Origin of the sequence: Enterobacter sp. MGH 33 (genome assembly GCF_000534535.1) — a bacterium.
GTDB lineage: Bacteria > Pseudomonadota > Gammaproteobacteria > Enterobacterales > Enterobacteriaceae > Enterobacter > Enterobacter hormaechei_C.
The window spans coordinates 4,406,158-4,430,710 of sequence record NZ_KI973212.1 but is presented as its reverse complement, the minus strand read 5'-3'; the positions used below and the strand labels follow the sequence as shown (position 1 = coordinate 4,430,710).

Here is a 24,553-nt window from a genome sequence, read left to right as displayed (position 1 = left end):
TGCCTCGTGTCAGGCGCAGGGCTGCTCTTATCCGGCCAGAGCCAGCACCGCGCGGGCTGTCGTCTCTTCCGTCACCAGGCCATTAATACGGCGACCCTTCAGTGCGGCATAAATCGCATCGGCTTTCTCTTCCCCTCCGGCCACGCCTACGATGGTGGGCAGCTGCGCCAGTTCATCGAGCGTGACGCCCAGTAATTCTTTGTGGATCTCCAGCTCCTCAACGCATTCCCCTTCGGCATTAAGGAAATAGCCAAGGATATCGCCCACCGCGCCTTTACGGGCGTACATCAGCTGTTCACCTTCGCTGATATAGCCGGAGCGCAGTATCGTCGCGTCACGGCGCTGGTTTACCGAGCCAATCCCGACCACCGCCACGTCAGCCGCGGTGGCGGCGAGGATCACGTCCCGCACGCTGGTTTCGCGCTTTAAGATCCCGGCGACTTCAGCGGATGACACGCGAAGCGGGGCGGGGATCATGCTGACGCTACAGGCTGCATCCAGCTGGCCGATACCGGTCATGTACGGCCCGACGCCGCCGGAGAGCGTCACCAGGCGGATCTGCTGCGAGCTGATAAAGCCGCTTAAGTGTTGCAGACTGCTCATGGTGGTTTCACCGAAGCCCACCGCTAACAGCTGGCCGGGTTGCAGTACGCCCATCAGCGACTGTGCCGCGCCAATGCCCAGCCGCACGTTCATCGGCGGCGTATTCAGGGCGGGCATCACGCGCACCAGCTTCAGGCCAAATCGTTGTTGCAGCTCGGTTTCCAGCGCCAGGCAGCCCTCGTAGCGGGAGTTGATCTGCACGCGGATCACCCCGGACTGACGGCCTTTCTCCAGCAGGCGGGAGATCTTCAGGCGCGGCAGCCCGAGCCGTTCGCCGATGTCGTTCTGGGTCAGCCCGTCGTGGTAGTAGCACCAGGCCACGCGCGCCACCAGCTCCTCTTCCGCCAGTGCCAGCCCGGCAAACCGTCCTTCTTCCGCAGTGCGTTTATCGCTCATAATTGAACTCTTATAAAAATTTAGATCATATGTTCGTGATGGTGCGACGTGAAAATGTGAGCCACGCGACAAAACGGATCTTTTCGATCGTTTCCGCTTTATCTGAATCTCAATCGATAAAACTGTGATCCCTGCACGGTTGTAAATATAGTTCACCGTCTACGCTTTTGAACATTATTAAATCTAAAAATCATTTGTTCAATAGCGGAGCGATGATGACACCACTTCTCGACGCGCGTGATATCAGCAAGCAGTTTTCAGGCGTACCGGTCTTAAAAGGCATTGATTTCACGCTGCTTGCGGGGCAGGTGCATGCGCTGATGGGTGGTAACGGCGCGGGAAAATCGACGCTGATGAAGATCATCGCCGGGGTAGAAACCCCGGATAGCGGTGAACTTTCGGTGGCGGGTGAGTCTTTTGCACGGCTTACCCCGGCGCAGGCGCACAGGTTAGGCATTTATCTGGTGCCGCAGGAGCCGCTGCTATTTCCCAACCTGACGGTGCGGGAAAACATCCTGTTTCGTCTGCCGCGAGAGCGCGATCGGGAAAAACGCCTGGCGGAAAAACTCCGGCAGCTGCAATGCCAGCTTAACCTCGACGCTACCGCCAGCACCCTCGAGGTGGCGGACCAGCAGATGGTGGAGATCCTGCGCGGGCTGATGCGCAACGCCAGAATTCTGATCCTTGATGAACCCACGGCCTCGCTGACGCCCGGTGAAACCGAACGGTTGTTTCGCCAGATCCGCGCCTTGCAGGATCTTGGCGTCGGGATTGTTTTTATCTCGCATAAGCTGCCGGAGATTCGACAGCTGGCGAGTCACGTCTCAGTGATGCGCGACGGCGCGGTGGTGCTCAGCGGCGAAACTGCGCATTTTGACGATAACGCCCTGATCGCCGCCATGACGCCTGTAAGCCGGGAAGCATCCCTGAGCGATACGCAAAAGCTGTGGCTGGCGCTGCCGGGCAACCGCCGCACCCAGGCGCAGGATTTTCCCGTGCTGCGCGTGGAAGCGCTCACCGGGGAGGGCTTTATCGATCTCAGCCTTGAGATTTACGCCGGGGAGATCGTTGGTCTGGCCGGGCTGGTGGGGTCCGGGCGCACCGAGTTTGCCGAAACGCTCTACGGCCTGCGTCCGGTTCGCGGCGGGCGGGTGTGGCTGGAGAGCCAGGAGATCACCGCCGATCCGGTCAGTTCACGCCTGCAAAAAGGGCTGGTCTATCTGCCGGAAGACAGGCAGGTGTCCGGCCTGTTTCTCGACGCGCCGATCCGCTGGAACACCGTGGCGCTGAACGAGCCGTCGCTCTGGCAGCAGCGAAAGCGGGAGTCTGCGGTAGTGGAACGCTATCACCGGGCGCTGGGGATCAAGCTCAACCATGCGGATCAAACCGTGCGCACGCTCTCCGGTGGTAATCAGCAGAAGGTGCTGCTGGCGCGCTGTCTTGAGGCCAATCCGCTGCTGCTGATCGTCGATGAACCGACGCGCGGCGTGGACGTATCGGCGCGCGCTGATATTTATCAGCTGCTGAAAAGCGTGGCGGCGCAGAACGTGGCGGTGCTGATGATCTCAAGCGATCTCGATGAGTTTCCCGGCCTCGCGGATCGGGTGCTGGTAATGCACCAGGGCGTACTCAGCGGCGAGCTGCCGCGCCAGGCCGTCAGCCTCGACCGGATGATGGCGCTGGCGTTTGGAGGGCAATCATGAAGATCTTACTGAAAAACCGCGAGCTGAGCGCATTTCTCGCCATTCTGGCGCTCTTTGCCGTGCTGGTGGCGCTGAACCCGTCCTACCTGAGCTTACAGACGCTGGGGATGATATTCGCCAGCTCGCAGATCTTGATCCTGCTGGCTATCGGCGCGGCGCTGGTGATGCTGACCCGCAATATTGACGTCTCCGTCGGCTCCACCGTCGGGCTTTCCGCTATTGCCGTCGGCGTGGCGCTGAACGGCGGCTACAGCCTGCCCGTTTCCATTCTCTTCGCGCTGTCGCTCGGCGCGCTGGCGGGGGCGTTCAACGGTTTTCTGGTGGTGGGCCTGCGCATTCCGGCGATTGTCGCCACCCTCGGCACGCTGGGGCTGTATCGTGGGGCGATGCTGCTGTGGACCGGCGGGAAGTGGATAGAAGGGCTGCCGCCGGGGCTGAAATCTCTCTCTGAGCCCGCCGCCGTCGGCATTTCGCCGCTCGGCATACTGGTGTTGATTATCGCGGCCATCGGCGCGTGGACGCTGTCGCGCACCGCCTTTGGACGTGATTTTTACGCCGTGGGGGATAACCTCGCCGCCGCGCGCCAGCTGGGCGTGGCGGTGAACCGCACCCGCATGATCGCCTTTACCCTCAACGGCATGCTGGCGGCCTGCGCCGGGATTGTGTTTGCCTCACAGATTGGCTTCGTGCCGAACCAGACCGGCAGCGGGCTGGAGATGAAGGCCATCGCCGCCTGCGTGCTCGGTGGCATCTCGCTGCTGGGCGGCACCGGCACGCTGGTCGGCGCCTTACTCGGCGCGTTCTTCCTCACCCAAATCGATACCGTGCTGGTGCTGTTCAGGCTCCCGGCGTGGTGGAACGACTTTATCGCCGGGCTGGTGCTGCTGGGTGTGCTGGTGCTCGACGGGCGGCTGCGTCAGGCGCTCTCACGGCATCAGCGGGCGCTGAAATACAGCCGTTTCCAGCCGGGTAACAAAGGGGGAAAGCACGTTACCCCGTTTCCGAAACGCAAAAAAGAGGTGGCGTAAATGAGGCTTAACTGGGAAAGCGCGCTGCTGATTTTACTGGTGCTGGAGATCCTGCTCTTCGGCGCCATCAACCCGCGCATGCTTGATATCAACATGCTGCTGTTCAGCACCAGCGACTTTATCTGCATTGGCATCGTGGCGCTGCCGCTTACGCTTGTGATTATCAGCGGCGGGATCGATATTTCCCTCGGCTCAACCATCGGCCTGTGCGCCATCGCGCTGGGGGTGATGATGCAGGCAGGGTGGCCGATGGCGGTTGCCATCCCTCTGACGCTGCTGCTCGGCCTGCTGTGCGGGCTGGTGAATGCGGCGCTGATCCACTACACCGGCATCAGCCCGTTGGTCATTACCCTCGGCACGCTCTACCTCTACGGCGGCGGGGCGCTGCTGCTCTCCGGCATGGCGGGGGCGACGGGCTACGAGGGGATCGGCGGCTTCCCGGATGGCTTCACGGCGTTCGCTAACCTCACGGTGGTGGGCCTGCCGATCCCGCTGGTGCTGTTCGCGGTGATTACCGCTTTCTTCTGGCTGATTACCCACCGCGGGCGCTTTGGTCGGCATCTGTTTTTGATTGGGCAGAACCCGCGCGCGGCGCGCTATGCGGCGCTGTCGGTGAACGGCATGCCGTATGCGCTGTACGGCCTGGTGGGGGTAGCCTCGGCGGTTGCCGCCCTGGTGATGGTTTCCTATTTCGGTTCCGCGCGCTCGGATCTGGGGCGCGATTTACTCATGCCCGCGCTCACCGCCGCCGTACTCGGCGGGGCCAATATCTACGGCGGGTCAGGTTCGGTTGTCGGTACGGCGCTGGCGGCGTTGCTGGTGGGGTACCTGCAACAGGGTTTACAGATGGTCGGCATCCCCAACCAGGTGTCGAGCGCGCTGTCAGGGGCGCTGCTGGTTGTGGTGGTGATGGGACGTTCGCTGAGTCTGCACCGCGAATGGGTGCGTTCTCTCTTCAGAAAACTATCCGGAGCGTAAGATGAAAACAAAACTATTCGTCCTGGCAATGGCCCTCAGCTTCGCTTCGGCGCAGGCGGCGGACCGCATTGCCTTTATCCCGAAACTGGTAGGCGTGGGATTCTTCACCAGCGGCGGCAACGGCGCGAAAGAGGCGGGGAAAGATCTTGGCGTGGACGTCACCTACGACGGCCCGACCGAGCCGAGCGTCTCCGGCCAGGTGCAGCTCATCAATAACTTCGTCAACCAGGGTTATAACGCCATCATCGTCTCTGCCGTGTCGCCGGACGGTCTCTGCCCGGCGCTGAAGCGCGCGATGCAGCGTGGCGTGAAGGTCCTGACCTGGGACTCCGACACCAAACCGGAATGCCGCAGCATCTATATCAACCAGGGCACGCCGGAACAGCTCGGCGGCCTGCTGGTGGAGATGGCAGGCAAGCAGGTCACCAAACCGAACGCGAAAGTGGCGTTCTTCTACTCCAGCCCGACCGTTACCGACCAGAACCAGTGGGTGAAAGAGGCGAAGGCAAAAATCGAGAAAGATCATCCCCAATGGCAGATCGTCACCACCCAGTTTGGTTATAACGACGCCACCAAATCCCTGCAAACCGCCGAGGGGATCTTAAAAGCGTATCCGGATCTGGATGCGATTATCGCCCCGGACGCCAACGCCCTGCCAGCCGCGGCACAGGCGGCGGAAAACCTGAAGCGGGAAGGGGTGGCGATTGTCGGCTTCAGCACGCCGAACGTGATGCGTCCATATGTTGAGCGCGGCACGGTGAAAGCCTTCGGCCTGTGGGACGTGGTGCAACAGGGCAAAATTGCGGTCAATGTCGCCGATCGTTTACTGAAAAAAGGCGATCTTAACCCTGGCGACAGCGTCGACGTGAAAGATATCGGAACGCTGAAGGTCGAGCCGAACAGCGTGCAGGGCTACCAGTATGAGGCGAAGGGCAATGGCATTGTGCTGCTGCCGGAGCGGGTGGTGTTCACCAAAGAGAACATCAACAAATACGATTTCTGACGGGGGAGCAAATGGCTGATTTAGACGACATCAAAGACGGCAAGGATTTTGGCATCGGCACGCCGCAGCAAAATGTGCCGTACACCCTGAAGGGCTGCGGCTCGCTGGACTGGGGAATGCAGTCGAGGCTTTCGCGCATCTTCAACCCACAGAGCAACCGCACGGTGATGCTGGCCTTTGACCACGGCTACTTTCAGGGGCCGACCACCGGCCTTGAGCGTATCGATCTCTCCATCGCGCCGCTGTTTGGTGAAACCGACGTGCTGATGTGCACCCGCGGCATCCTCAGGAGCCAGGTGCCAGCCGCCACGAACAAACCGGTGGTGCTGCGCGCCTCCGGCGGTAACTCGATTCTGGGCGAGCTGTCCAACGAGTGCGTGGCGGTGGCGATGGAGGACGCGCTGCGCCTGAACGTCTGCGCGGTGGCGGCGCAGGTGTATATCGGAAGCCCGTTTGAGCATCAGTCGATCAACAACATCATCAAGCTGGTGGATGCGGGGGCGCGCTACGGCATGCCGACGCTGGCGGTGACGGGCGTGGGGAAAGAGATGGCGCGTGACGCGCGCTATTTCTCGCTTGCCAGCCGCATCGCCGCCGAAATGGGAGCGCAGTTCGTCAAAACCTACTACGTGGACGAGGGCTTTGAAAAAGTGACCGCCAGCTGCCCGGTGCCGATCGTCATCGCCGGGGGCAAAAAACTGCCAGAGCACGAGGCGCTGGAGATGTGCTGGCGGGCGATTGACCAGGGCGCGTCCGGCGTGGACATGGGACGGAATATCTTCCAGTCCAGCGCGCCACTCGCCATGCTGAAGGCGGTGAAGAAAGTCGTTCACGAGAACATGAGCGCCCGGGAGGCGTTCCAGTTCTGGCAGGAAGAGAAACAGGGAGAAGCAAAATGAACGTGACGCTGGTGGAGATTAATATTAAACCCGAGCGGGTGGACGAGTTTCTGGAGGTATTTCGCGCCAACCACGAGGGGGCCATCAAGGAGCCGGGAAACCTGCGCTTTGATGTCTTGCAGGACCCGCGGGTGAAAACCCGCTTCTTTATCTACGAAGCCTATAAAGACGAAGCGGCGGTGCTGGCGCATAAGCAAACGCCACACTATCTGGCGTGCGTGGATAAGCTTGAAGAGCTGATGTCAGAGCCGCGCAAAAAACGCTGTTTTGTGGGGTTGTTGCCGGAGTAGCGGCTTTGCCCGGTGGCGCTGCGCTTACCGGGCCTACGGGGGATGGTGCGATGTTTGCCCGGTGGCGCTGCGCTTACCGGGCCTACGGGGGCGAGATGGTGCGGTGTTTGCCCGGTGGCGCTGCGCTTACCGGGCCTACATATGCAGTATTTGTAGGCCGGGTAAGCGAAGCGCCACCCGGCGTTGTTCACGCCAGCTCCAGCAACTGAATACGCGCCGTCGCGCCCGGCATCAGCTTTTGCAGATTGCTCACCAGCTCATCGCCAGCTTCCTGTAATGCCGCCAGCGGCATCGACGGCAGGCTTTCGAGAATAAACCACATGGATTGCGCCTGGCTGTCCAGACGCGTGCGTACCCCCTGTCGCCAGTTCCAGCGGCGGCAGGTGACGCCGAGATCGTCACGCCAGATAACTTCGCCTGGCTCCGGATTTTCTACAACCGGCTCACCTTCTTTAAAGGTATCAAACGGCTCGCTGCCGTCGGCCAGCGTCAGGCGCGGCGCTCCCGAGTAAGCCGCCAGATTTTCTCCCCCTACCGGAATAGCGTAGCGGATACTGATGGCATTATAGATATCCACCACCGGGTCGAGCGGCGGCAGCGAACCGTCTCTCTTCACGCGCTTGCGCAGGGCCGAGGCCGAGCAGGGCGTACGTTTGGGTTTTGCACCAAAGGCTTTAAACACCTCATCCCAGGCGGCGAGATGATTTTCTGCCCAGGGCACATCATCATTGAGCATCTGCTGGCAGGCCTGCGCCAGCGCAGCGGGCGCAACCTCCGGTTGGGTAATCGGGGCAGCTTCAACCAGAATGCTCAGTGCCCGAAAGCCGGGCGCGATCCCGACAAGTCGCGAATCTATTGACGGTGTTAGAAGAGACATAAATAATCCTGTATTGACTGTTTTATACCATGGTAGTGACCAATGACTGATAAAGTCAATATAATGACCGATGCGGGCGCCGATGTTGCCCAGGTAAGCCTGGCCGTGGCGAACCGTATCCGCAGCTGGCGGAAAGAGAAAAAGCTGTCGCTGGACGAGCTTTCCCGCCGCGCCAGCGTCAGCAAAGGCATGCTGGTGGAGATCGAAAAAGGGGCTGCCAACCCCAGCATTGCCATTCTGTGCAAACTGGCCGCCGCGCTTGGCGTCTCGGTGGCAGATATCGTTAACGTCTCCAGCGAGCCGCAGGTACACATTATTCAGGAAGAGGCGATCCCGGTTCTGTGGCAGGGCGCACAGGGCGGTTATGCCAGATTGCTGGCAGGCACCGCAGGCCCGGACATGATTGAGCTGTGGCAGTGGGAGATGCAGCCGGGAGAGCGCTTTACCTCTTCGGGGCATCCGGCGGGAACCTTTGAGCTGCTGCACGTGAACGAAGGCATGTTAACCCTGACGGTGGACGAGACGGTGGTACAGGTTAATGCTGGCGCGTCGGCGGTGGCGAAAACGGAAGCCGCGCACGGCTATGCCAATGAGGGAGAAAAAGTGCTGCGCTTTACCATGACGGTAGCGGAGTTTCACCGCTAGTGTCGGTCCGCTGCCAGGATACCCCCGCGAGCAATTATTTCACCGTGCGGGCGATCGAGGGCAATATCCGCCCCTCGTCGCTCAGCGACTGCCAGGTGAGCTGGCACCTGGCAGTCGCTGAGCGACGAGGGGCGACAACGCCGGCGTTATCCACCCGCGTTCCGTTAACGGAAAGCTGATACAGCGTAACGTAATAAGGCGACGGGTTTTCAACCGTCAGCCCGTCGGCGGTCAGCTGCCAGCGTAGCTGACGATAGGCCAGCGCCGGTTCGCCCTGAATCCCCTCCGGGCGATAGATAAGCTTCATGCTGGAACGTACCGCCATCTGAACGTTATCGCTGTGACGCTGGCTGGCCGGAATGGAGGCAATGCTTAGCGTGAAAAGCGTTTCGCGATCGGCAGGAAGCGGCGCATCGGCGCGAAACAGACGGATCTTATTCTCACGTCCGGGCTGGAGTGCAAAAAGTGGCGGCGTCGCGGTAAACCACGCGGTGGCCGCTTCGGGGGGCTGCTGCGCCCCCGGCCATCGGCCGCCGCGATAAATTTTTGTGCCAATCAGATACGGCAGCGAGGACTTATTGCGCACGGTGACGCTGATAGCGCGCTGATCCTGAGGATAAACAAACCGCGTGCCGCCAATCACCACCCCGGCCTGAGCAGGCAAGAGCCAGAAAGACGCGGCGGTCAGCAGGGCTATCCCCGCTTTTTTCAGCAGGCTGGCCTCACGCATAGGTCAGCACAAAGGTGGCGGCAGCGTTAGCCACCCCCGGCGTAACGGCGTTCGTCACGGCGAGGTAGCGGGCGTAAAAATGCAGCGCCAGGGTGGTCTGGTCATTGCTTAGCGCGAACGGCAGGCTTTCATCCCCCATGGCGATCAGCGATTTATCAGGATTATAGAGGCCGATAGCCACGCCGGTTGCATAGTCCGGCCCGCCGGTCAGGGCCAGCAGATCGCTATTGTTACCGTCCGGCGTGCCTTCAAAATGGGTGCTGACGGCGGATAACCCGGCGCCGCAGGCTTCAAGGTTAATAGTGAACGGCTCATAGGGCGTTTCGTTTTTTTGCCCGGCCAGCTGGCGGGCCGCCACATCATGCATCTCCACTACCAGCTGTTCCGAGCCGGGGGAGACAATACAGGTTTTGCCTTTCACCACGCCGGTAATATAGACCGTGCCGTCATGGGCGAGCGTCTTGCCTGACAACAGCAGCGCGCAACAGATAAATAACCTGTTCAGGATCGTCATTCTGTCTCCTTACTGGTAAAGCAGATCGAAATACATCACGGCGGTGGCGTTGCCGGTGGTGACCGTCGGCAGCGTAGATTTATAGCGCAGGAAGAAGGTCAGCGTGTTATCGCCCGGCAGCAGGGGATATAGCGGCGACTCGGTATTATTGATCGGGACAGACGCCCGCGCGCTGTCGAGCAGCTCGACTGCCAGTCCGGTCGCCATCATGTGCTGCGTCCCTTTTCCCGTATCTGATAAGGCAAGCAGCGTGGGATCGTTGGCGTCCGCGTCGCCGGTAAACCAGACGGTCGTGCCGCCGATTGCGCGGGTGCAGTTTTTGAGCGTGATGGCAAACTGCTTTTCCGGTGTCGTGGCGCCCACGCGCGGAAATTCCTCTGTCGTAAATTCACCCAGGTCGATCGTTTGCTCTGCGCTGTTAGTATCGACGTTACAGGATTCCCCAACGATGGTGCCGATAAACTGCACGTTAAAGCTTGTGTCGTCAGCCTTCACCAGCGGCGGGTTTAACAGGGCCACGCTCAGCCATACGGTGTTTTTCCATGAAATGGTCATTACGCTTCCTCAGGCGAAATCAATGCGTAACAGCGCCAGCGCCCTGAAGACGCCCAGCTCTGGCGACTGCCCGGTGGTGCTGATGGGGTAGGCTTGCAGCGTCACGTCCGCGCGTCCTGACATATCCGTGGTAAAGGGGACGCTGCTTGAGAACACGTTTGGCCGCAGGATCTCGCCCTGCGGGCTGGTCACGACGACGGCCACGTCCGGGTTATCCGTCGCCAGCGCGTTGGCGAAACGAGCGTCTGCCGTCCCCTGTACCCGCAGGGTGAGCTGCGCCGGTGAGTTGACATCAGCGTTGCATTCGATCGGCACGGTAAAGGTTTTTGGCGCTACGCTGTCGGGTCGCTGTCCGGCCTGGGTGAAATCGCCGTGGTAGAGTGCCCCAAAATCGACGGTGACGGTTTGCCCGGCGTTAATCACGCAGTTTTGCGGGACGGTTATTACGCCGCTGTAGGTGATCTGATAAACGATTACGGTGGGCCGGTCATTTTCCGTCGTGGTGACATAGACGTTAAACATCAGTTTCGGCGGGATCACGACCGAGCCGATGAACGGCCTGACAATCTGTATTTTGAAGGTCAGATTGCTGTCGTTCACCGGGAAGACGCCGCCCGTATCCACCTCTTCGTGCCCCCCCATGTGGACATACTCCACCGGCGGATAAAAATCGCCGATGGTGGCATCATGGATTTTCATCGCACCGATAATATAATCCGGATCAAGCTGTAAATATTTCCACTCGCCTTCCGTTTTGACCACGGGGAAAGGTGAGATATAGGTACGATAGGTGCGCTTCTCCCAGTTGCCTGGGGGACAGGTGGCGTTGACGTGGATATCCTGGGTTCGGTTCAGCTCTGTACCGTTGCCCTTGATGTTTTGATCCGTGGTGAGCGTGGTGGTCAGATCGTAATTCACCATGGAAATTCCGCCGTTAGCGTTTTTGCACGTTGCGGCCAGGCTGCTCAGCGAAAAAAGTAGCCCAGCGGCAGAGAGAAGCATCATCCTTAATTTCATTTATGAACACTCCATGGTGATCCGCAGCAGCGGCTGTTTGCTTTCAGGTAAGTGGTAGTTGGCCGTACAGCGCTTATCCGCCCCTTCTCCCCATTGCGCCTTCAACACTCCCTTTTGGCTCAGGCCGGAGAGGTAGGTTTCGCCTTCTTCGCCTACGATGGTGTCGCTGCCGTTATCGTCGCGGGAAACCATGGCGCCAAACGGCACCGGCTTGCCGTGGTAGCGCAGCGTTACCAGCGCGCGTGCGCCCAGACGGGCGTTAAACGTGGCGCGCACGATGGCGCCGTGGGTCGGCACCACGCTGGTGACGGCATCATCGATATCCATGGCGTCTGAGAGGGAGTTAATGTCCAGCGCCATCCTGTTCAGATGGTAGGCCGAGGCGTAAGGCACCACCGCATAGCCGCGTCCGTCGGTATGGATACCGGGTTCATTCTCGACGCTGACGTCCGCTGCGCCCGGTACGGCAATCAGCACGTTGGTATCACCCAGTGGCTGGCTTAAGGTGATGCCGTTGCGGTGGGCTACCACGCCTCCGCTCAGGCCGTAGGTCACTTCCCGATAATCGCCGTTATCGCTGTAGTTGTAGCCCAGGCTGGCGTTGCCGTAGGCGGCATCGTATTCCAGACTGGCGGAACCTTGCGAGCCAGCCCCCTGGCTGGCATAACCTTCCTGCACGCTGTAGTTAAGGTTGTTCTCCGCCAGCAGCGTGCCGTTAATCCCCGCGTTCTGAGACGTTTCTCCATGTTTATTGGCGCTCATGCCGTAGGTGGCATAGGCGTAGTTCCGCTTCTGGCTGACGTCATTGGCAGGTGAAAGCCACTGGCTAAGCGGGAAGGAAAGGTTAATTGCATAAATCTCATCGCTATCCGACATGCCCGGCGATTTGTTGTAGTTGTAGGTCAGGCTGTATGAGATCCCGGCCCAGGTACCGCTGTATCCCACCTGGACGAGCGTGTTTTTGTCGTCCGTGTGCCAGTAGCTCTGCTGGCTTCCGGTCACGAACAGCGAGCCGAGCCTGCCTAGCTGCTGCGAAATATTGAATTGAAGCTTGCCGCGTTTAGTCCAGTTGAGGTTGTAGTAGTCCAGCCAGTTCGTGGCCTCATTCGCGTCATCCTGCTCCGCATCGCCCGTATAGCCCTGCATATGTGTGTAGGTTGTCTCATCCAGGTTATAGAACCCGGACGTGGAGTAGCGGTAGCCCAGCAGCTGGAAGTTCGTACCCATCTTGTTGAGGGATTTGGCATACAGGAAACGAAGAGACTGCCCCGTATGGCTGGTGTCGTCGGCCAGCGTACTGCGCGCGTGGGTAACGTCGAAAGAGACGGCGCCAAAGTTGCCCATATTGAGGCCAGCGCCAAGAGCCAGCGCGTAATAATCGCCGGAAAGCTGTGAGCCGCCATAGACGGTTACGCCCTGCGGTAGCCCCCAAATCAGCGTGCCCTGGGCAAAATTCACCTCGTCCTGCTGACCGTTATTGCTGCGGTACTGTGCCGCCGTCAGGGCATACTTCACCCGCCCTTCGCGCTGGAGGAGCGGTACGGCGGAGTAAGGAACGGAATAGCGGGAGATACTGCCGTCCGTCTCCTTCACTTCTACCGTGAGGTCGCCGCTGGAGGAGGTTGGGAAGAGATCGTTAATGGCGAAGGCGCCGGGCGGAACGTAGCTCTGGTAAAGACTATAGCCGTTCTGCTTGATGGTGACCTGCGCGTTGCTTTTGGCAATCCCGCGAATGGTGGGCGCAAAGCCTTTCATGCTGTCTGGCAGCATGTTGTCGTCCGAGGCGATCTGCGCGCCGCGAAAGGGAAGGCTGTCGAAAATTTCCGACGAGGTATAGCTATCGCCCACCGTCAGTCTGCCCTTTAGCGGAATCACCGTCCGCTCAAGATAGGTGTTGATATGTTCCCATTCGCTATGGCGGTTCTCGTCGCTGTTATAGTAGTTCCACGTCGAGTAGTCCCGCAGACGCCACGCACCAAGATTCACCCCGCTGTTCAGGCCGAGGAAATAGCTTTTGTGGGGTGTGCCGTTTTCGCTGCGATCGCGGCTGTATGAGCCGCTAAAGTTATAGTTCAGCAGCAGAGCGTTAATACCTTCATCCCACTGCTCTGGCGGGATATAGCCGCGCGCGTTGTTGCGTAATGCGGCCTGCGGAATGCTGATTTCCAGACGCTGCTGTTCGAAATTAAAGAGAGTGGCAGCGGCCGGAATAATGGCGGCAATGTCCACGCAGCTGTCGGCTTTCGCGGCGGCCAGCGCCGGGAATGCCTGAACGTTGACGCCCAGGTTTTCATACGCTTTGGGCGTCAGGCAGGCCATTAGCCCCGTGTCGTCGCCCTGTACGGCTCCGTCCGTTACGGTTCTGGCGATAAAGTTGATATCGCGGGTGGTGACAAATGTTCCATTCAGCCAGAGATCCACGCGATAGACGCCCGGCGCCTGGCCATTTGTTGAAAAACGGGAGAGATCCGCCACGGCGGAAGGATCGCTCGACAAAAATGCCGGGTTAAAAAAATACTCCGCGCGCACGGTGATGGACGAAAGGAGTCCCGCAATCGTCAACGCCAGCGGCGTTAGCGACGCTCTGACGAGCGCGTTAAATCTTCGTGGCTGAACACGCTTCATGTCTTCCCTTACCTGCGAGGCTTTTAATGACAAAACGTCATACGTAACGCCGTATACGACTTATTTCGCGCATGACTGAACGGGCGTGTTGGCACCAAAGTCATTAACGGTCTGAAACCTCACGCTGCCAGTGCCGCCACCGGGGATCTCCACCACCAGGTTATTTTTGGGCGCTACCATGTTATTTGCCAGTTGCGTGCTGCCGACGAAAAACTGAACCAACGAAACGTAATAAGGCGATGGATTGGTAATAGTGACTTTTCCATTGGTGACTGAGCAGGTTAATGTTTTGGGCGCATCAATAGAGAGCGACGGCAATTTTTTCGGCCGGATAAAAAGTTTAATAACGCTCTGGGTGGCAATTTGTAGCGTATTACCGGAAAGCTTATTTTTCTCGACGGAAGGAATGGCTTTGCTGTTCAGATAAAAAACGCTTTCACGATCGACAGGCAGATCGGGGCCCACGTACATAATACGCAGGGTATTCTCTTTTTTAGGATGGATAACAAACAGCGGCGGCGTAATGACAAAATCCGCTGATTTTGCCCCTTCGGCGTTGGACACCCAGCTCTGAATTAAAAAAGTGGTATTCGTTGAAGAATTAATAATGGCTAATGAAGCCTGCTTATCACCCTGGGGATAAATCACCCGGGTTCCCCCGAGCGCGATACCGCCTGCGCTGGCAGAACCGGCCATCCCCATCGCGAACAGAGCCGTTAGCGCGCCAGCTATCAGACAAGTCAGTTTACAGCGTGATGTAATGATACGCATTGTTCCCTCAGTTTCTCATGTGTCAGGCTTCTTGCCTGTGAGTCAGTTATTGGTAAAAAACGATGAACCAGACCTGCGCGTTCGCGGTACCAGCGTTGACGCTATCTTCGGTGGCGCGATACCTGGCGATATAGCTCAGCCGGTTTTCACCGTCCTGCAAAGGTCTGTACCAGGGGGGCGCGGTGTCTGGCTTTACCAGGTTCCCCATCGCATCGAATAGACCGATACCAATCCCGGTGGCGGCGCCAGGCCCATAGCCCGCGCGAAAAACCTGGGGATCGTTGCCGTCAGACTCGCCGCTAAACAGCACCCCGGCGCGCTGGCTTACGCTGGTGTCGCATGCTTCCAGCGTGATGAAGAAGGGTACCGGTTTGGCCCAGTCACCGGCGGCGATGAACTGGCTATTGCGTACCTGTCCCATATGCACGATTTGATCCTGGGAATCCATGCTGACGGAACAGGCCGCATTGACGACCTGACCCTGAAAGGTCACGCTTCCATCGTCCTTTGCCGCGGCTGGCAATACGGCAAAAAGCGCAGTGCCGGCTATCAGCAGCGCCCGATTTATGGATTGCTGCATTGCGAACTCTCTAACGCTTGCCGGACAACGCTTCTCCGCCCGCAGGCGAAGAAGCGAGATCGGCTAACGAATCAGGAATAAACCATCTGGAACGTTGCGACGGAGGAGACGTTGCCCGGCTCGGCCGCGCCTGTGGCCACGTAATCCACGCTCAGCGGGATGATGTTTTCGCCGTTGATCAGCTTAACGTTGGAGGAGGTATCGCCAATGTTCAGCGCCTGGCCGTCCGGCCCGAACAGTTGCAGCGCAACGTTTTTGGCCGAGCCTGCGCCAGCGGTGTTCGCCAGGCTGCCTTCTACAGCAGGGTCCTGCTGGCCGTTAAAGATCACGGCGGCATTCTGGCTAACGGTGGCGTCGCAATCTTCCAGAACGATTTTAAAATCTTCTTTCTGGTTGGCCTGCATGCCGACCGTTGTCAGCTTGACGGTACGCACCTGGCTCAGGGTAACGGTCTGGTCTACGGAGTCAGCCGCGACGGAACAGGCGGCGTTTACCACCTGGCCGACAAAGTTGACGGTCCCGCCGGAAACGGTAACGGTATCGGCCTGCGCATTAATTGCCATGCCACCAGCCAGCGCGCCGGCAACAGCCATTGCTATAACTTGCTTTTTCATACAAATCCTTTTTAGATAAACATCATGCTGTCAATTGAAATAATATATTCACAATGTCATGTGAATCTTTTTTCGAGGCAGTGGTATAGGATATGTTTTTAGATTAATATATTATTTTTACCCAGGGCGTTGTTACTGGTTTTATATCATCCGCCACTGCGCTGATGAATGAGGGGATTCTACGGATTAAATAATATTATATCAATGTGATAATGGGTTGATGTTTTATTAGTTTTACTAAATATAAAATTAACTCATAATTTATTTGTTTGAATGATATTGCACGCCGTCAGAACCGCATTTCTATTCGCTGGTCGGTTTTATTAATGTCTGCGATGAATGTCATCGTGGTTTTGTTAATAATGCAAGACGTTACGGCTGTCATTATTCGGACATGCGTTGGGAATGCGGTGGTGTTATTATCCGGCTGCTTTTACAATCTGATATTACATAAAGAAATATTTTAAATTTATATGATGAACCGTGTTTGCACTTATGCACATTATTCCTCAGTCTGACTGCATAAAGAAATCCCTGGCGTATCCCAGGGATTTCTTTGCATATCGCCCTGATACTGCTAAAAGGGCAGGAAAAATAAATGCTCAGGCGGATGTTACGGCAATATGTAATGCCGCCAGCGCCTTACGCGCCGCCTTCAGCACCTGCTCACACTGCTCAATGGTAAGCGTCAACGGTGGCTCAATGCGGATGGTTTTCGAGTTGTTGAGCGTGCCGGCCACCAGCACCCGCTGGCGGAACATCTCGCTCGCGAAGCTATAACCGGTTTCGTTATCAACGAACTCAATCGCCATCAGCATCCCTTTCCCGCGCGCATCCTGTACCAGATCCGGATATTCCCGGCCCAGCTGACGGAAGCCGTCCAGCAGCATGTCGCCTTTCTGCTCCGCTTGCGCGGGCAGGTTTTGCTCCAGCAGCACGTTGATGGTGGCCAGCGCCGCCGCACAGGCCAGCGGGTTACCGCCAAAGGTGGTGGTATGTAAGAACGGGTTATCGAACAGCACCGAGAAGACCTCCTCAGTGGCGACCGTTGCGCCAATCGGCATCACGCCGCCACCGAGCGCTTTCGCCAGGCACAGAATGTCCGGCTGAACGTTCTCGTGCTCGCAGGCGAACATCTTGCCGGTGCGCCCCATCCCGGTCTGCACTTCGTCGAAGATCAGCAGCGCGCCGAACTCATCGCACAGCTGACGCACGGCGGGCAGATAGCCCTGCGGCGGGAGGATCACGCCGCCTTCACCCTGAATCGGCTCCAGGATCACCGCCGCCACGTCGTCGCCGGTTTTACGGCATTCACTCAGCACGGTGCGCATGGCGTTGATGTCGCCAAATGGCACGTGGCGGAAGCCCGGCAGCAGCGGCATAAACGGTTTGCGGAAGGTTGATTTAGCGGTCGCCGACAGTGCGCCCAGGGATTTCCCGTGGAACGCGCCGCTGGTGGCGATAAAGGTAAATTTCCCGCGCGGTGACTGGTACGCTTTGGCGAGTTTAATCGCCGCTTCGACCGATTCGGTGCCGCTGTTGCTGAAGAAGCTGTATTTCAGCTTGCCGGGCGTTAAGGCTGCCAGCGTTTTCGCGAGCATGGCGCGAAGCGGATCGAGCAGTTCCTGGCTATGGAGAGGTTGTTTCGCAAGTTGATTCTGTACGGCGGAAACCACAACTGGATTACGGTGCCCCACGTTGAAAATACCAAAACCCCCCAGGCAATCGATAAACTCCTGTCCCTGGGTGTCGACAAGCGTATTCAGACTGCCCGCTTGCCACTCTACGGCTCCGTAATCCCCGCCGGCGGTAACAGATTTGCGATACTCCAGAAAACCTGGATTCACATGCTCCTTAAAGTAATCAATGACCTCACGGTTAAGTTGTTTCATCTCCTCATGATCAAGCGTTCGCTTCTCAATGAGATTCAGTGCGTGCGCGGTACAGGCAAGAGCCGAGGCGCTGGAAGGTAACCTGTTCAAAATATGCTCCCGGGGATCGCGTATCACATGATACTGAGTTAAGTATTGCAGGGATTACGCCACCTCAGATGCCTTAACAAAAATCGGGATAAACGCCAGGTGAAATCAAAGTTGCACAATATTTAATCATGCCATCGCGCGCCGCACGGGATAAGGGATAACGAGCCGGGGATGGGGTGTCGTCAATTGCACTGCTCCAGGGCAGGGAATGCGCCTTAAGTGTGCACCGGGGTATCATGCTTTGTAGGTAGTTTCATGCCGAAAGTATTTTAAATCAATTAATTAGAAAAACGTACGAAAAGTGCGGTTTAACCGAGATTTGCGATCTCAATCATATTTAACAACTAAAGATAAATTTTTTATCGCCGAAAAAAAATAAGCCACAAAATTAACATTCAAATAACCTGCAAGGGATGCTCACTATGTCCTCTCCTGACTATGTCACCCAGAATGAATATCCGCTGGACGATGACACCACGCTTATGTCGACCACCGACCTCCACAGCTACATGACCCACACTAACGACACCTTTGTGCAAGTGAGCGGCTTTACGCTCCAGGAGCTGCTCGGGCAACCGCACAACATTGTGCGTCATCCGGATATGCCGAAAGCGGCTTTTGCCGACATGTGGTACACGCTGCAAAAGGGCGAACCCTGGAGCGGGATTGTCAAAAACCGACGTAAAAATGGCGATCACTATTGGGTACGTGCCAATGCGGTACCAATGGTGCGTAACGGCCAGATGACGGGCTATATGTCCATTCGTACCCGCGCCACGCAGGACGAGGTCGCCGCGGTGGAGCCGCTTTATAAGGCGCTCAACGAAGGACGCTGCAAAAAACGCATTCATAAAGGGCTGGTGGTGCGCAAAGGTTGGCTCGGCAAATTACCGGCGATGCCGCTGCGCTGGCGCGTGCGTAGCGTAATGGCGGTACTTTTCGCGGTGATGGCCGCAACGCTGGTTGCCAGTGCCGCGGGCTGGGCTTCGCTGGCGGCGGCAGCCGTGGTGATGCTGCTTGGCACCCTGGTGTTTGAGCAACAGATTGTCCGCCCGGTGGAAAACGTCGCACGGCAGGCGCTCAGGGTCGCTACCGGAGAGCGTAACAGCGTGCAGCATCTTAACCGCAGCGATGAACTGGGGCTGACGCTGCGGGCCGTCGGACAGCTGGGGCTGATGTGCCGCTGGCTGATCAACGACGTCTCCAGCCAGGTGGTGAGCGTGCGCGACGGTAGCGACAGGCTGGCGCAGGGCAATGAAGATCTCAACGACCGCACGCGCCAGACCGTGGCTAACGTGCAGCAGACCGTGGCAACAATGAACCAGATGGCGGCGTCGGTGCAGAGTAACTCTGAGACCGCAGCCGAAGTCGACAAGCTATCGATGGCCGCCAGCAGCGCGGCCACGCAGGGGGGCACCGTGATGCAGACCGTGGTGAAAACCATGGATGACATTGCCGACAGTACCCAGCGCATTGGCTCTATTACCTCACTTATCAATGACATCGCCTTCCAGACCAATATTCTGGCGCTGAACGCCGCGGTTGAGGCGGCACGCGCGGGCGAGCAGGGTAAAGGTTTTGCGGTGGTGGCGGGCGAAGTGCGTCATCTTGCCAGCCGCAGTGCGAACGCGGCTAACGATATTCGCAAGCTGATCGACGCCAGCGCCAGCAAAGTGCAGTCGGGCGCCGAGCAGGTCCACGCCGCGGGACGTACTATGGATGATATTGTCGAGCAGGTGAAAAACGTCACGCAGCTTATCGCGCAGATCAGTCACGCCACCTCAGAGCAGGCGACAGGCCTGACAGAGCTGACCCGTGCCGTGGCAGAGCTGGACAGCATTACGCAGAAAAATGCTGACCTGGTCGAAGAGAGCGCGCAGATTTCCGCGATGGTTAAGCACCGGGCCGGACGCCTTGAAGATGCGGTTACCGTGCTGCATTAAGAAATGCATGCTTCGATAAAGCCGTTTATTCCTCCTGGGTAAACGGCTTTTTGGTTTTTCAGAATAAGTTATGTTGTTAATGAAATATTAAGTAACTAAAAAAAGCGCCCGGTTTTTAATTGTTACGATCCAGATTCATTGAGAGTGAAAAATAAAAAAACGATCAAAGTCATAAAGTTAGCGTGTTTCCTGTCGATAACAGCGATCGTCTGAGAAATAATCACATCGATGGGGTAAATATGTTCATACATGACGTAAAGATCGGCACGAAATTATTTCTGGCGTTTGGATTATTTATTGTCCTGATGGTCGTCAGCGCAAGCTTGTCTCTGATGAGCCTGAATCGGGCAAACAATGGAATGCAAACCATCCTTACCAGCGACTATCCAACGACGGTAAAAGCGAACCAGTTAATCGACAACTTCCAGGAATTTATAAGCACGCAGCAGCTCATGCTGCTGGACGAACAGGGAACGTACACGGCGCAATCAGAGCAGCGTCTGAAGGCGATCAGCGAGCGCATCTCCTCAATCCTGAGCGAGCTGGACAACGCTCTCAAGGATAAAAAATCCCAACAGGTGCTGGCCGATATCCACGGCGTACGCCAGCAATATCTTGACTCGCGCTACCGCATTTTGCAGGCCGTGCAGAATAACGACCGTGCGGGCGCGATAAACGAAATGATGACCAACACCCTGAATCTGCAACAGTCCTATAAAGCGAAAGTGCAGGCGCTGATTGCGATCCAGGACCATGAAATGCAGAGTGCGGGCGAGCAGGTGGAAGGCGATTTCCGCACCAATCGTCTCCTGCTGGTCCTGATTACGCTTTTCAGCGTCGCGGCAGCCAGCCTGACTGGCTGGTTCATTGTGCGATCCATTACCCGACCGCTGAACGACGCGGTGAATTTTGCGGAGGCCATTGCCGATGGCGATCTCACCGGCAGCATTATCTCGCACGGTAAAGATGAAACCGGACTGCTACTCACCGCACTGATGGAGATGAAAACGCGCCTGCTGGAGATTGTGCAGCAGGTGCAAACCGGATCGGAAAACATCTCCAGCGCCGCCGCGCAAATTGTCGCGGGCAACCAGGATCTGGCTGCCCGCACGGAGGAGCAGGCCAGTTCCGTTGAACAGACGGCCGCGTCGATGGAGCAGATCACCGCTACGGTGAAGAACACCGCGTCCCACACCGGAGAAGCGACGAACCTGTCTGCCGATGCGGCTGCTGTGGTCAAAAACAACGGCGAGATGATGAAGCAGGTCACCAGCAAGATGCGCCTGATTAACGAAACATCGAACAGGATGTCCGACATTATCGACCTGATCGACGCCATTGCCTTCCAGACTAATATTCTGGCGCTGAATGCGGCGGTCGAAGCGGCGCGCGCGGGTGAGCATGGTCGTGGCTTTGCGGTGGTGGCGGGCGAGGTACGCCAGCTCGCGCAGAAAAGTGCAACATCTGCGAGTGAGATCCGCCAGCTGATTGAAAGCTCCACAAGCCAGACGCAGGACGGCATGAACCTTGTGGAGAAGGCCAGCGGGCTTATCAACGGCATGGTCGGCAACGTAGAGGAGATGGACGTAATCCTGCGTGAGATTCGCCAGGCCAGCCACGAACAGACGGAAGGCATCTCGCAGATCAACAGCGCGATTGGCCTGATAGACGCCACCACCCAGCAGAACTCCGCGCTGGTGGAGGAGTCCGTTGCGGCGGCGGCATCCCTTAACGAACAGGCCATGCACCTGAAAGAGCTGGTTCGCGTGTTCCGCGTGAGCGACGGCGTGCTGGCTTAATCCAGCTGGGAGATCTCCAGCGCCGCGCGGTCAATCACGCCGATAATCTGTTTCAACTGCGCGTCGCTGAGCTCTCCCTGATTAACCTTCAGATCCAGTACCGCTTTGAAGTTATCCAGCGCCCGCTTCATCTGCGGGTTTTTGCGCAGCTGGAAACCGACGGAGCGCGCCTTGATACGCGTCTGGATCTGCTCCAGCTGTTCCCGGTTGTCATCCAGCCACTGTTCTCCGGCGGCGTTAATCGCAATCCGCTTACGGCCGTTCTCTTCTTCGGTAATGGTGATAAGCGCCTGATCCTGCAAGTAATCCAGCGTCGGATAGATCACGCCAGGGCTTGGCGTGTAATGTCCCTGCGTCAGGTTTTCGATCTCTTTGATCAGTTCGTAACCATGGCTCGCGTTGCGGGTCAGGATATCCAGGATCACCAGCCGCAAATCGCCATGGCCAAAAAATCGTGGCCGGCGTCCGCCGCCGTCGTGTTTGTGTCGCATGTTTTTTCCTTAATTTGATATATCTAAACTATATCTAAGATATATTCAGATGCAATCTAAAAAATCTTGATTTCTTAGTTAATAGCAATCATTATCATTAAGAATTCATTCCGATATATCGTATTCACCTGAGAAGGGCATCAACATGGCATCTACCCGTTACCCTCAACGTGTCCGCAATGACCTGCGTTTTCGTGAGCTGAACGTGCTGCGCACTGAGCGAGTCAGCGCAGGATTTCAGCGCATTGTGCTAGGCGGCGAGGCGCTGGAGGGCTTTAGCTCTCGCGGCTTTGACGACCATACCAAAGTCTTTTTCCCGGCACCGGGCACCACTTTCGTGCCGCCTGTGGTGACCGATGAAGGCATCGACTGGGGCGACGGCGTGCGTCCGCAGGCGCGTGACTATACCCCGCTGTACGATGACGAAAAACATGAGCTGGCGCTCGATTTCTTCGTTCATGATGGCGGCATTGCCAGCAACTGGGCGGTGGAGGCTAAGGTGGGCGACAAGCTGACCATCGGCGGGCCGCGCGGTTCGCTGGTGGTGCCGGAAGATTACGCCTGGCAGCTGTACGTGTGCGACGAGTCGGGGATGCCCGCGCTGCGCCGCCGTTTAGAAGGCATCGCAAAACTGCCTGTTCGCCCGACGATCCACGCCATCGTCACCGTGGGCGATGCGGCGTATCAGGACTATCTGGCGCACCTGAGCGGGTTCAACATCACCTGGGTTATCGGCCACAACGAGCAGGCGGTGGCCGACCATCTTGCAGCGCTGGCCGTGCCGGAAGAGGATTACTTTATCTGGCTGACCGGAGAGGGGAAGGTGGTGAAACGCCTGAGCCGTCAGTTTGAAAGCGACGCAATTGACCCGCAGCTGGTGCGTGCCAGCGCGTACTGGCACGCCAAATAATCAGGCAGCGGGATCCAGCTGCGCTTCGCTCACCTGATGTTCGAGCGAGGCGCATACCTCTTTCAGCGCTTTCTCCTGCTGGGCAAAGTAGGCTTCCATATTGCTGAGCGACGAGACGAGCAGCCAGGACTCTTCCTTCTCCAGCTCTGCCAGCTCGTTCACCAGAGTGTCGATTTGCTCACGCACCTGCGCCATCTTTTTACGAATACGTTCCAGGTCGTTCAGTCTGTCGCTTGCCATCATCGGTTCGAATCCTTGTTGCAGACGGGCGACCAGCGAGCGAATGGCCTTCACGTCGCCGCGTTGTTTGGCCTGGTTGAGTTGCACCATCATCCTGTTGGCTTCCTCTTTTAAATCATCGGCAACCAGATCCGGGTGGCATAGCTTGCTCGCCTGACGCCAGAGCCGCTTCAGCTCGTTCCGATCCTCTTCAGAGAGATCCTTGCCTTTACGCAGGCGAACTTCGGCATCATGATGCTGTTCGCGATACTTCTTGTACTCTTCGTTGGCCTCATCGCGCGCCTGACGTGCCGGCTCTTCCTCACGCGTTAAACCGGTCTCCAGCTCCATTGCTTCGGCCAGCAGGTTGGCAATCAGATTGCTTTGCTGCTGAAGATGTTTGCGCGCCTCTGCCGCCTGAACGGAATCCGCAGGCAGATCTCGCCAGCGCCGGGTGAGCGTTGTCAGAACCTCTACGGCCTGCGCCATATAGTCCTGGCAGCGGCGGTAATCCTCTTCCCGACGACGCGTCTCCGCCTGCTGACGACGCAGGTTAAGCTCCGCCAGCGTTTTACGCAGGGCGAGGATCTGCTGCATCAACGGCCCTAGGCGGGAGAAATAGAGATCGTTGAACTCATCAAGCTGCTGTACCCGGGCGTTACGGCGATCAATCAGATCGCGCAGACGCTCTTCCAGGGCTTTCAGCTCCAGCTTGCTGGCCGCCAGCTGCGGGTCATGCCACGGGGTAACGGCGCGCTGGCTTTGCAGCCAGGCGGTAATAGCGCGAAGGGCTGCAGTGTAGTTTTTCTGCTCAAGCGCCGCGACGATGGACAGGAGATCATCGTCAAAGGCTTCCTCTTTGAGACGTTTCAGCTGGCTCCGGATGATGTCGTCATCTTCCAGCTCAATGGCATTTTTAATGATTTCTAGCCGTTTGATCGGTGTGCTCATGATGCCTTTCGCTCTGGCGCTTAAGTATTTGAGTTAAGGTTAGTTGTTGTAAAAGCTACAGGAAATAATACACACGGATGATGATCGGCGCGATGGGGGATTTCTTTAGTTTTTAGGGTTTGTGAGGGGAAGCGGCAGGCCGGGCTACGTGTGGTGGATTACTTACAAAAAAGCCACTCAATTGAGTGGCTTAACTGGATGATTCTAAAGCTAAAATTTGGTGGCCCCTGCTGGACTTGAACCAGCGACCAAGCGATTATGAGTCATAAAATCGGCATGCTTCTAATCGTTCGCTATTGACGCTTATTGTATTTTTAATTGTCTATAATCAATCAGTTATGATGTTGTTTTTGTTTCTGATTGGTTGTCTCGTCTCCTCATTGTACTATCGTTACCTGACCCATTACCTGACCCAAAATGGGCATCGGGT

General features: G+C 57.4%; 23 protein-coding genes. 10 read left to right on the top strand and 13 right to left on the bottom strand.

The window, feature by feature from the left end; genetic code table 11:
• Positions 1 to 27: 27 nt before the first annotated feature.
• Positions 28 to 999, bottom strand: coding sequence for a transcriptional regulator LsrR (gene lsrR / locus L379_RS03470; protein ID WP_015571933.1), 972 nt, complete (start codon positions 997 to 999; stop codon positions 28 to 30).
• 215 nt (positions 1,000 to 1,214) lie between these two features.
• On the opposite strand from lsrR, the gene lsrA reads away from it, so the two are divergent.
• Genes lsrA through lsrG form a run of 6 tightly spaced genes read left to right on the top strand, consistent with a single transcriptional unit; the run spans position 1,215 to position 6,900 of the window.
• Positions 1,215 to 2,702 (top strand): autoinducer 2 ABC transporter ATP-binding protein LsrA, encoded by a 1,488-nt coding sequence (gene lsrA, locus L379_RS03475; RefSeq protein ID WP_032655185.1) that lies wholly within the window; start codon positions 1,215 to 1,217, stop codon positions 2,700 to 2,702.
• Positions 2,699 to 3,730, top strand: a complete 1,032-nt coding sequence (gene lsrC / locus L379_RS03480) for an autoinducer 2 ABC transporter permease LsrC (RefSeq protein WP_032655182.1) — start codon at positions 2,699 to 2,701, stop codon at positions 3,728 to 3,730. Before lsrA ends, lsrC begins: the two co-directional genes overlap by 4 nt.
• Entirely contained in the window at positions 3,731 to 4,708 is a 978-nt protein-coding gene (gene lsrD / locus L379_RS03485) for an autoinducer 2 ABC transporter permease LsrD (protein WP_032655179.1), read from the top strand. It begins immediately after the preceding gene.
• Between the two features lies 1 nt (position 4,709).
• Positions 4,710 to 5,711 (top strand): autoinducer 2 ABC transporter substrate-binding protein LsrB, encoded by a 1,002-nt coding sequence (lsrB, locus tag L379_RS03490; protein WP_015571929.1) that lies wholly within the window; start codon positions 4,710 to 4,712, stop codon positions 5,709 to 5,711.
• Positions 5,712 to 5,722: 11 nt separating this feature from the next.
• Positions 5,723 to 6,610: a 3-hydroxy-5-phosphonooxypentane-2,4-dione thiolase gene (gene lsrF / locus L379_RS03495; RefSeq protein ID WP_022649459.1), complete on the top strand. Its 888-nt coding sequence runs from the start codon at positions 5,723 to 5,725 to the stop codon at positions 6,608 to 6,610.
• Positions 6,607 to 6,900 carry a (4S)-4-hydroxy-5-phosphonooxypentane-2,3-dione isomerase gene (gene lsrG, locus L379_RS03500; protein WP_023295476.1) on the top strand — a complete coding sequence of 98 codons (294 nt, stop codon included), beginning with the start codon at positions 6,607 to 6,609 and terminating at the stop codon, positions 6,898 to 6,900. Before lsrF ends, lsrG begins: the two co-directional genes overlap by 4 nt.
• A gap of 187 nt (positions 6,901 to 7,087) precedes the next feature.
• Here the strand turns inward: lsrG and L379_RS03505 are convergent, their stop codons facing one another.
• Entirely contained in the window at positions 7,088 to 7,777 is a 690-nt protein-coding gene (locus L379_RS03505) for a B3/B4 domain-containing protein (protein ID WP_032655176.1), read from the bottom strand.
• A gap of 42 nt (positions 7,778 to 7,819) precedes the next feature.
• Here L379_RS03505 and L379_RS03510 point away from each other — a divergent pair, with 42 nt between their 5' ends.
• The gene (locus tag L379_RS03510) at positions 7,820 to 8,422 is read left to right on the top strand and encodes a helix-turn-helix domain-containing protein (RefSeq protein ID WP_032655173.1); all 603 of its coding nucleotides are present in this window, start codon (positions 7,820 to 7,822) and stop codon (positions 8,420 to 8,422) included.
• 34 nt (positions 8,423 to 8,456) lie between these two features.
• Here L379_RS03510 and L379_RS03515 read toward each other — a convergent pair whose 3' ends face one another.
• The 9 genes from L379_RS03515 to ygjG all read right to left on the bottom strand — a co-directional run bounded on the left by L379_RS03515 (position 8,457) and on the right by ygjG (position 17,810).
• Entirely contained in the window at positions 8,457 to 9,152 is a 696-nt protein-coding gene (locus L379_RS03515) for a fimbria/pilus periplasmic chaperone (RefSeq protein WP_050597049.1), read from the bottom strand.
• Positions 9,145 to 9,666: a fimbrial protein gene (locus tag L379_RS03520; RefSeq protein ID WP_017692635.1), complete on the bottom strand. Its 522-nt coding sequence runs from the start codon at positions 9,664 to 9,666 to the stop codon at positions 9,145 to 9,147. The genes L379_RS03515 and L379_RS03520 overlap by 8 nt, the downstream gene beginning before the upstream one ends.
• A 9-nt stretch (positions 9,667 to 9,675) precedes the next feature.
• Positions 9,676 to 10,221 carry a fimbrial protein gene (locus tag L379_RS03525; protein WP_015571924.1) on the bottom strand — a complete coding sequence of 182 codons (546 nt, stop codon included), beginning with the start codon at positions 10,219 to 10,221 and terminating at the stop codon, positions 9,676 to 9,678.
• A gap of 9 nt (positions 10,222 to 10,230) precedes the next feature.
• A complete protein-coding gene (locus L379_RS03530; protein ID WP_023295472.1) occupies positions 10,231 to 11,238 on the bottom strand; it encodes a fimbrial protein in 1,008 nt (335 codons plus the stop codon).
• Positions 11,239 to 13,863, bottom strand: a complete 2,625-nt coding sequence (locus tag L379_RS03535) for a fimbrial biogenesis usher protein (RefSeq protein ID WP_032655169.1) — start codon at positions 13,861 to 13,863, stop codon at positions 11,239 to 11,241.
• A 60-nt stretch (positions 13,864 to 13,923) separates the two neighbouring features.
• Positions 13,924 to 14,634, bottom strand: coding sequence for a fimbria/pilus periplasmic chaperone (locus L379_RS03540; RefSeq protein WP_045333633.1), 711 nt, complete (start codon positions 14,632 to 14,634; stop codon positions 13,924 to 13,926).
• Between the two features lie 46 nt (positions 14,635 to 14,680).
• Positions 14,681 to 15,214: a fimbrial protein gene (locus L379_RS03545; RefSeq protein ID WP_017382406.1), complete on the bottom strand. Its 534-nt coding sequence runs from the start codon at positions 15,212 to 15,214 to the stop codon at positions 14,681 to 14,683.
• A gap of 71 nt (positions 15,215 to 15,285) precedes the next feature.
• On the bottom strand, positions 15,286 to 15,828 hold the full coding sequence (locus tag L379_RS03550; protein ID WP_017382405.1) for a fimbrial protein BcfA: 543 nt from the start codon (positions 15,826 to 15,828) through the stop codon (positions 15,286 to 15,288).
• 602 nt (positions 15,829 to 16,430) lie between these two features.
• Positions 16,431 to 17,810, bottom strand: a complete 1,380-nt coding sequence (gene ygjG, locus L379_RS03555; protein WP_032655166.1) for a putrescine aminotransferase — start codon at positions 17,808 to 17,810, stop codon at positions 16,431 to 16,433.
• 422 nt (positions 17,811 to 18,232) lie between these two features.
• On the opposite strand from ygjG, the gene L379_RS03560 reads away from it, so the two are divergent.
• Together L379_RS03560 and L379_RS03565 are read left to right on the top strand one after the other, a co-directional pair.
• Positions 18,233 to 19,753 (top strand): methyl-accepting chemotaxis protein, encoded by a 1,521-nt coding sequence (locus L379_RS03560; protein WP_032649597.1) that lies wholly within the window; start codon positions 18,233 to 18,235, stop codon positions 19,751 to 19,753.
• A gap of 239 nt (positions 19,754 to 19,992) precedes the next feature.
• Positions 19,993 to 21,552 carry a methyl-accepting chemotaxis protein gene (locus L379_RS03565; protein WP_032618958.1) on the top strand — a complete coding sequence of 520 codons (1,560 nt, stop codon included), beginning with the start codon at positions 19,993 to 19,995 and terminating at the stop codon, positions 21,550 to 21,552.
• Here the strand turns inward: L379_RS03565 and L379_RS03570 are convergent.
• On the bottom strand, positions 21,549 to 22,043 hold the full coding sequence (locus L379_RS03570; protein ID WP_032655163.1) for a PadR family transcriptional regulator: 495 nt from the start codon (positions 22,041 to 22,043) through the stop codon (positions 21,549 to 21,551). The genes L379_RS03565 and L379_RS03570 overlap by 4 nt on opposite strands.
• 145 nt (positions 22,044 to 22,188) lie before the next feature.
• On the opposite strand from L379_RS03570, the gene L379_RS03575 reads away from it, so the two are divergent.
• Complete coding sequence (locus tag L379_RS03575; RefSeq protein WP_032655160.1) at positions 22,189 to 22,953, top strand: siderophore-interacting protein; 765 nt, start codon at positions 22,189 to 22,191, stop codon at positions 22,951 to 22,953.
• Here L379_RS03575 and L379_RS03580 read toward each other — a convergent pair whose 3' ends face one another.
• Positions 22,954 to 24,123: a DNA repair protein gene (locus tag L379_RS03580; protein WP_032655157.1), complete on the bottom strand. Its 1,170-nt coding sequence runs from the start codon at positions 24,121 to 24,123 to the stop codon at positions 22,954 to 22,956. It lies immediately after the preceding gene.
• Between the last annotated feature and the right edge of the window lie 430 nt (positions 24,124 to 24,553).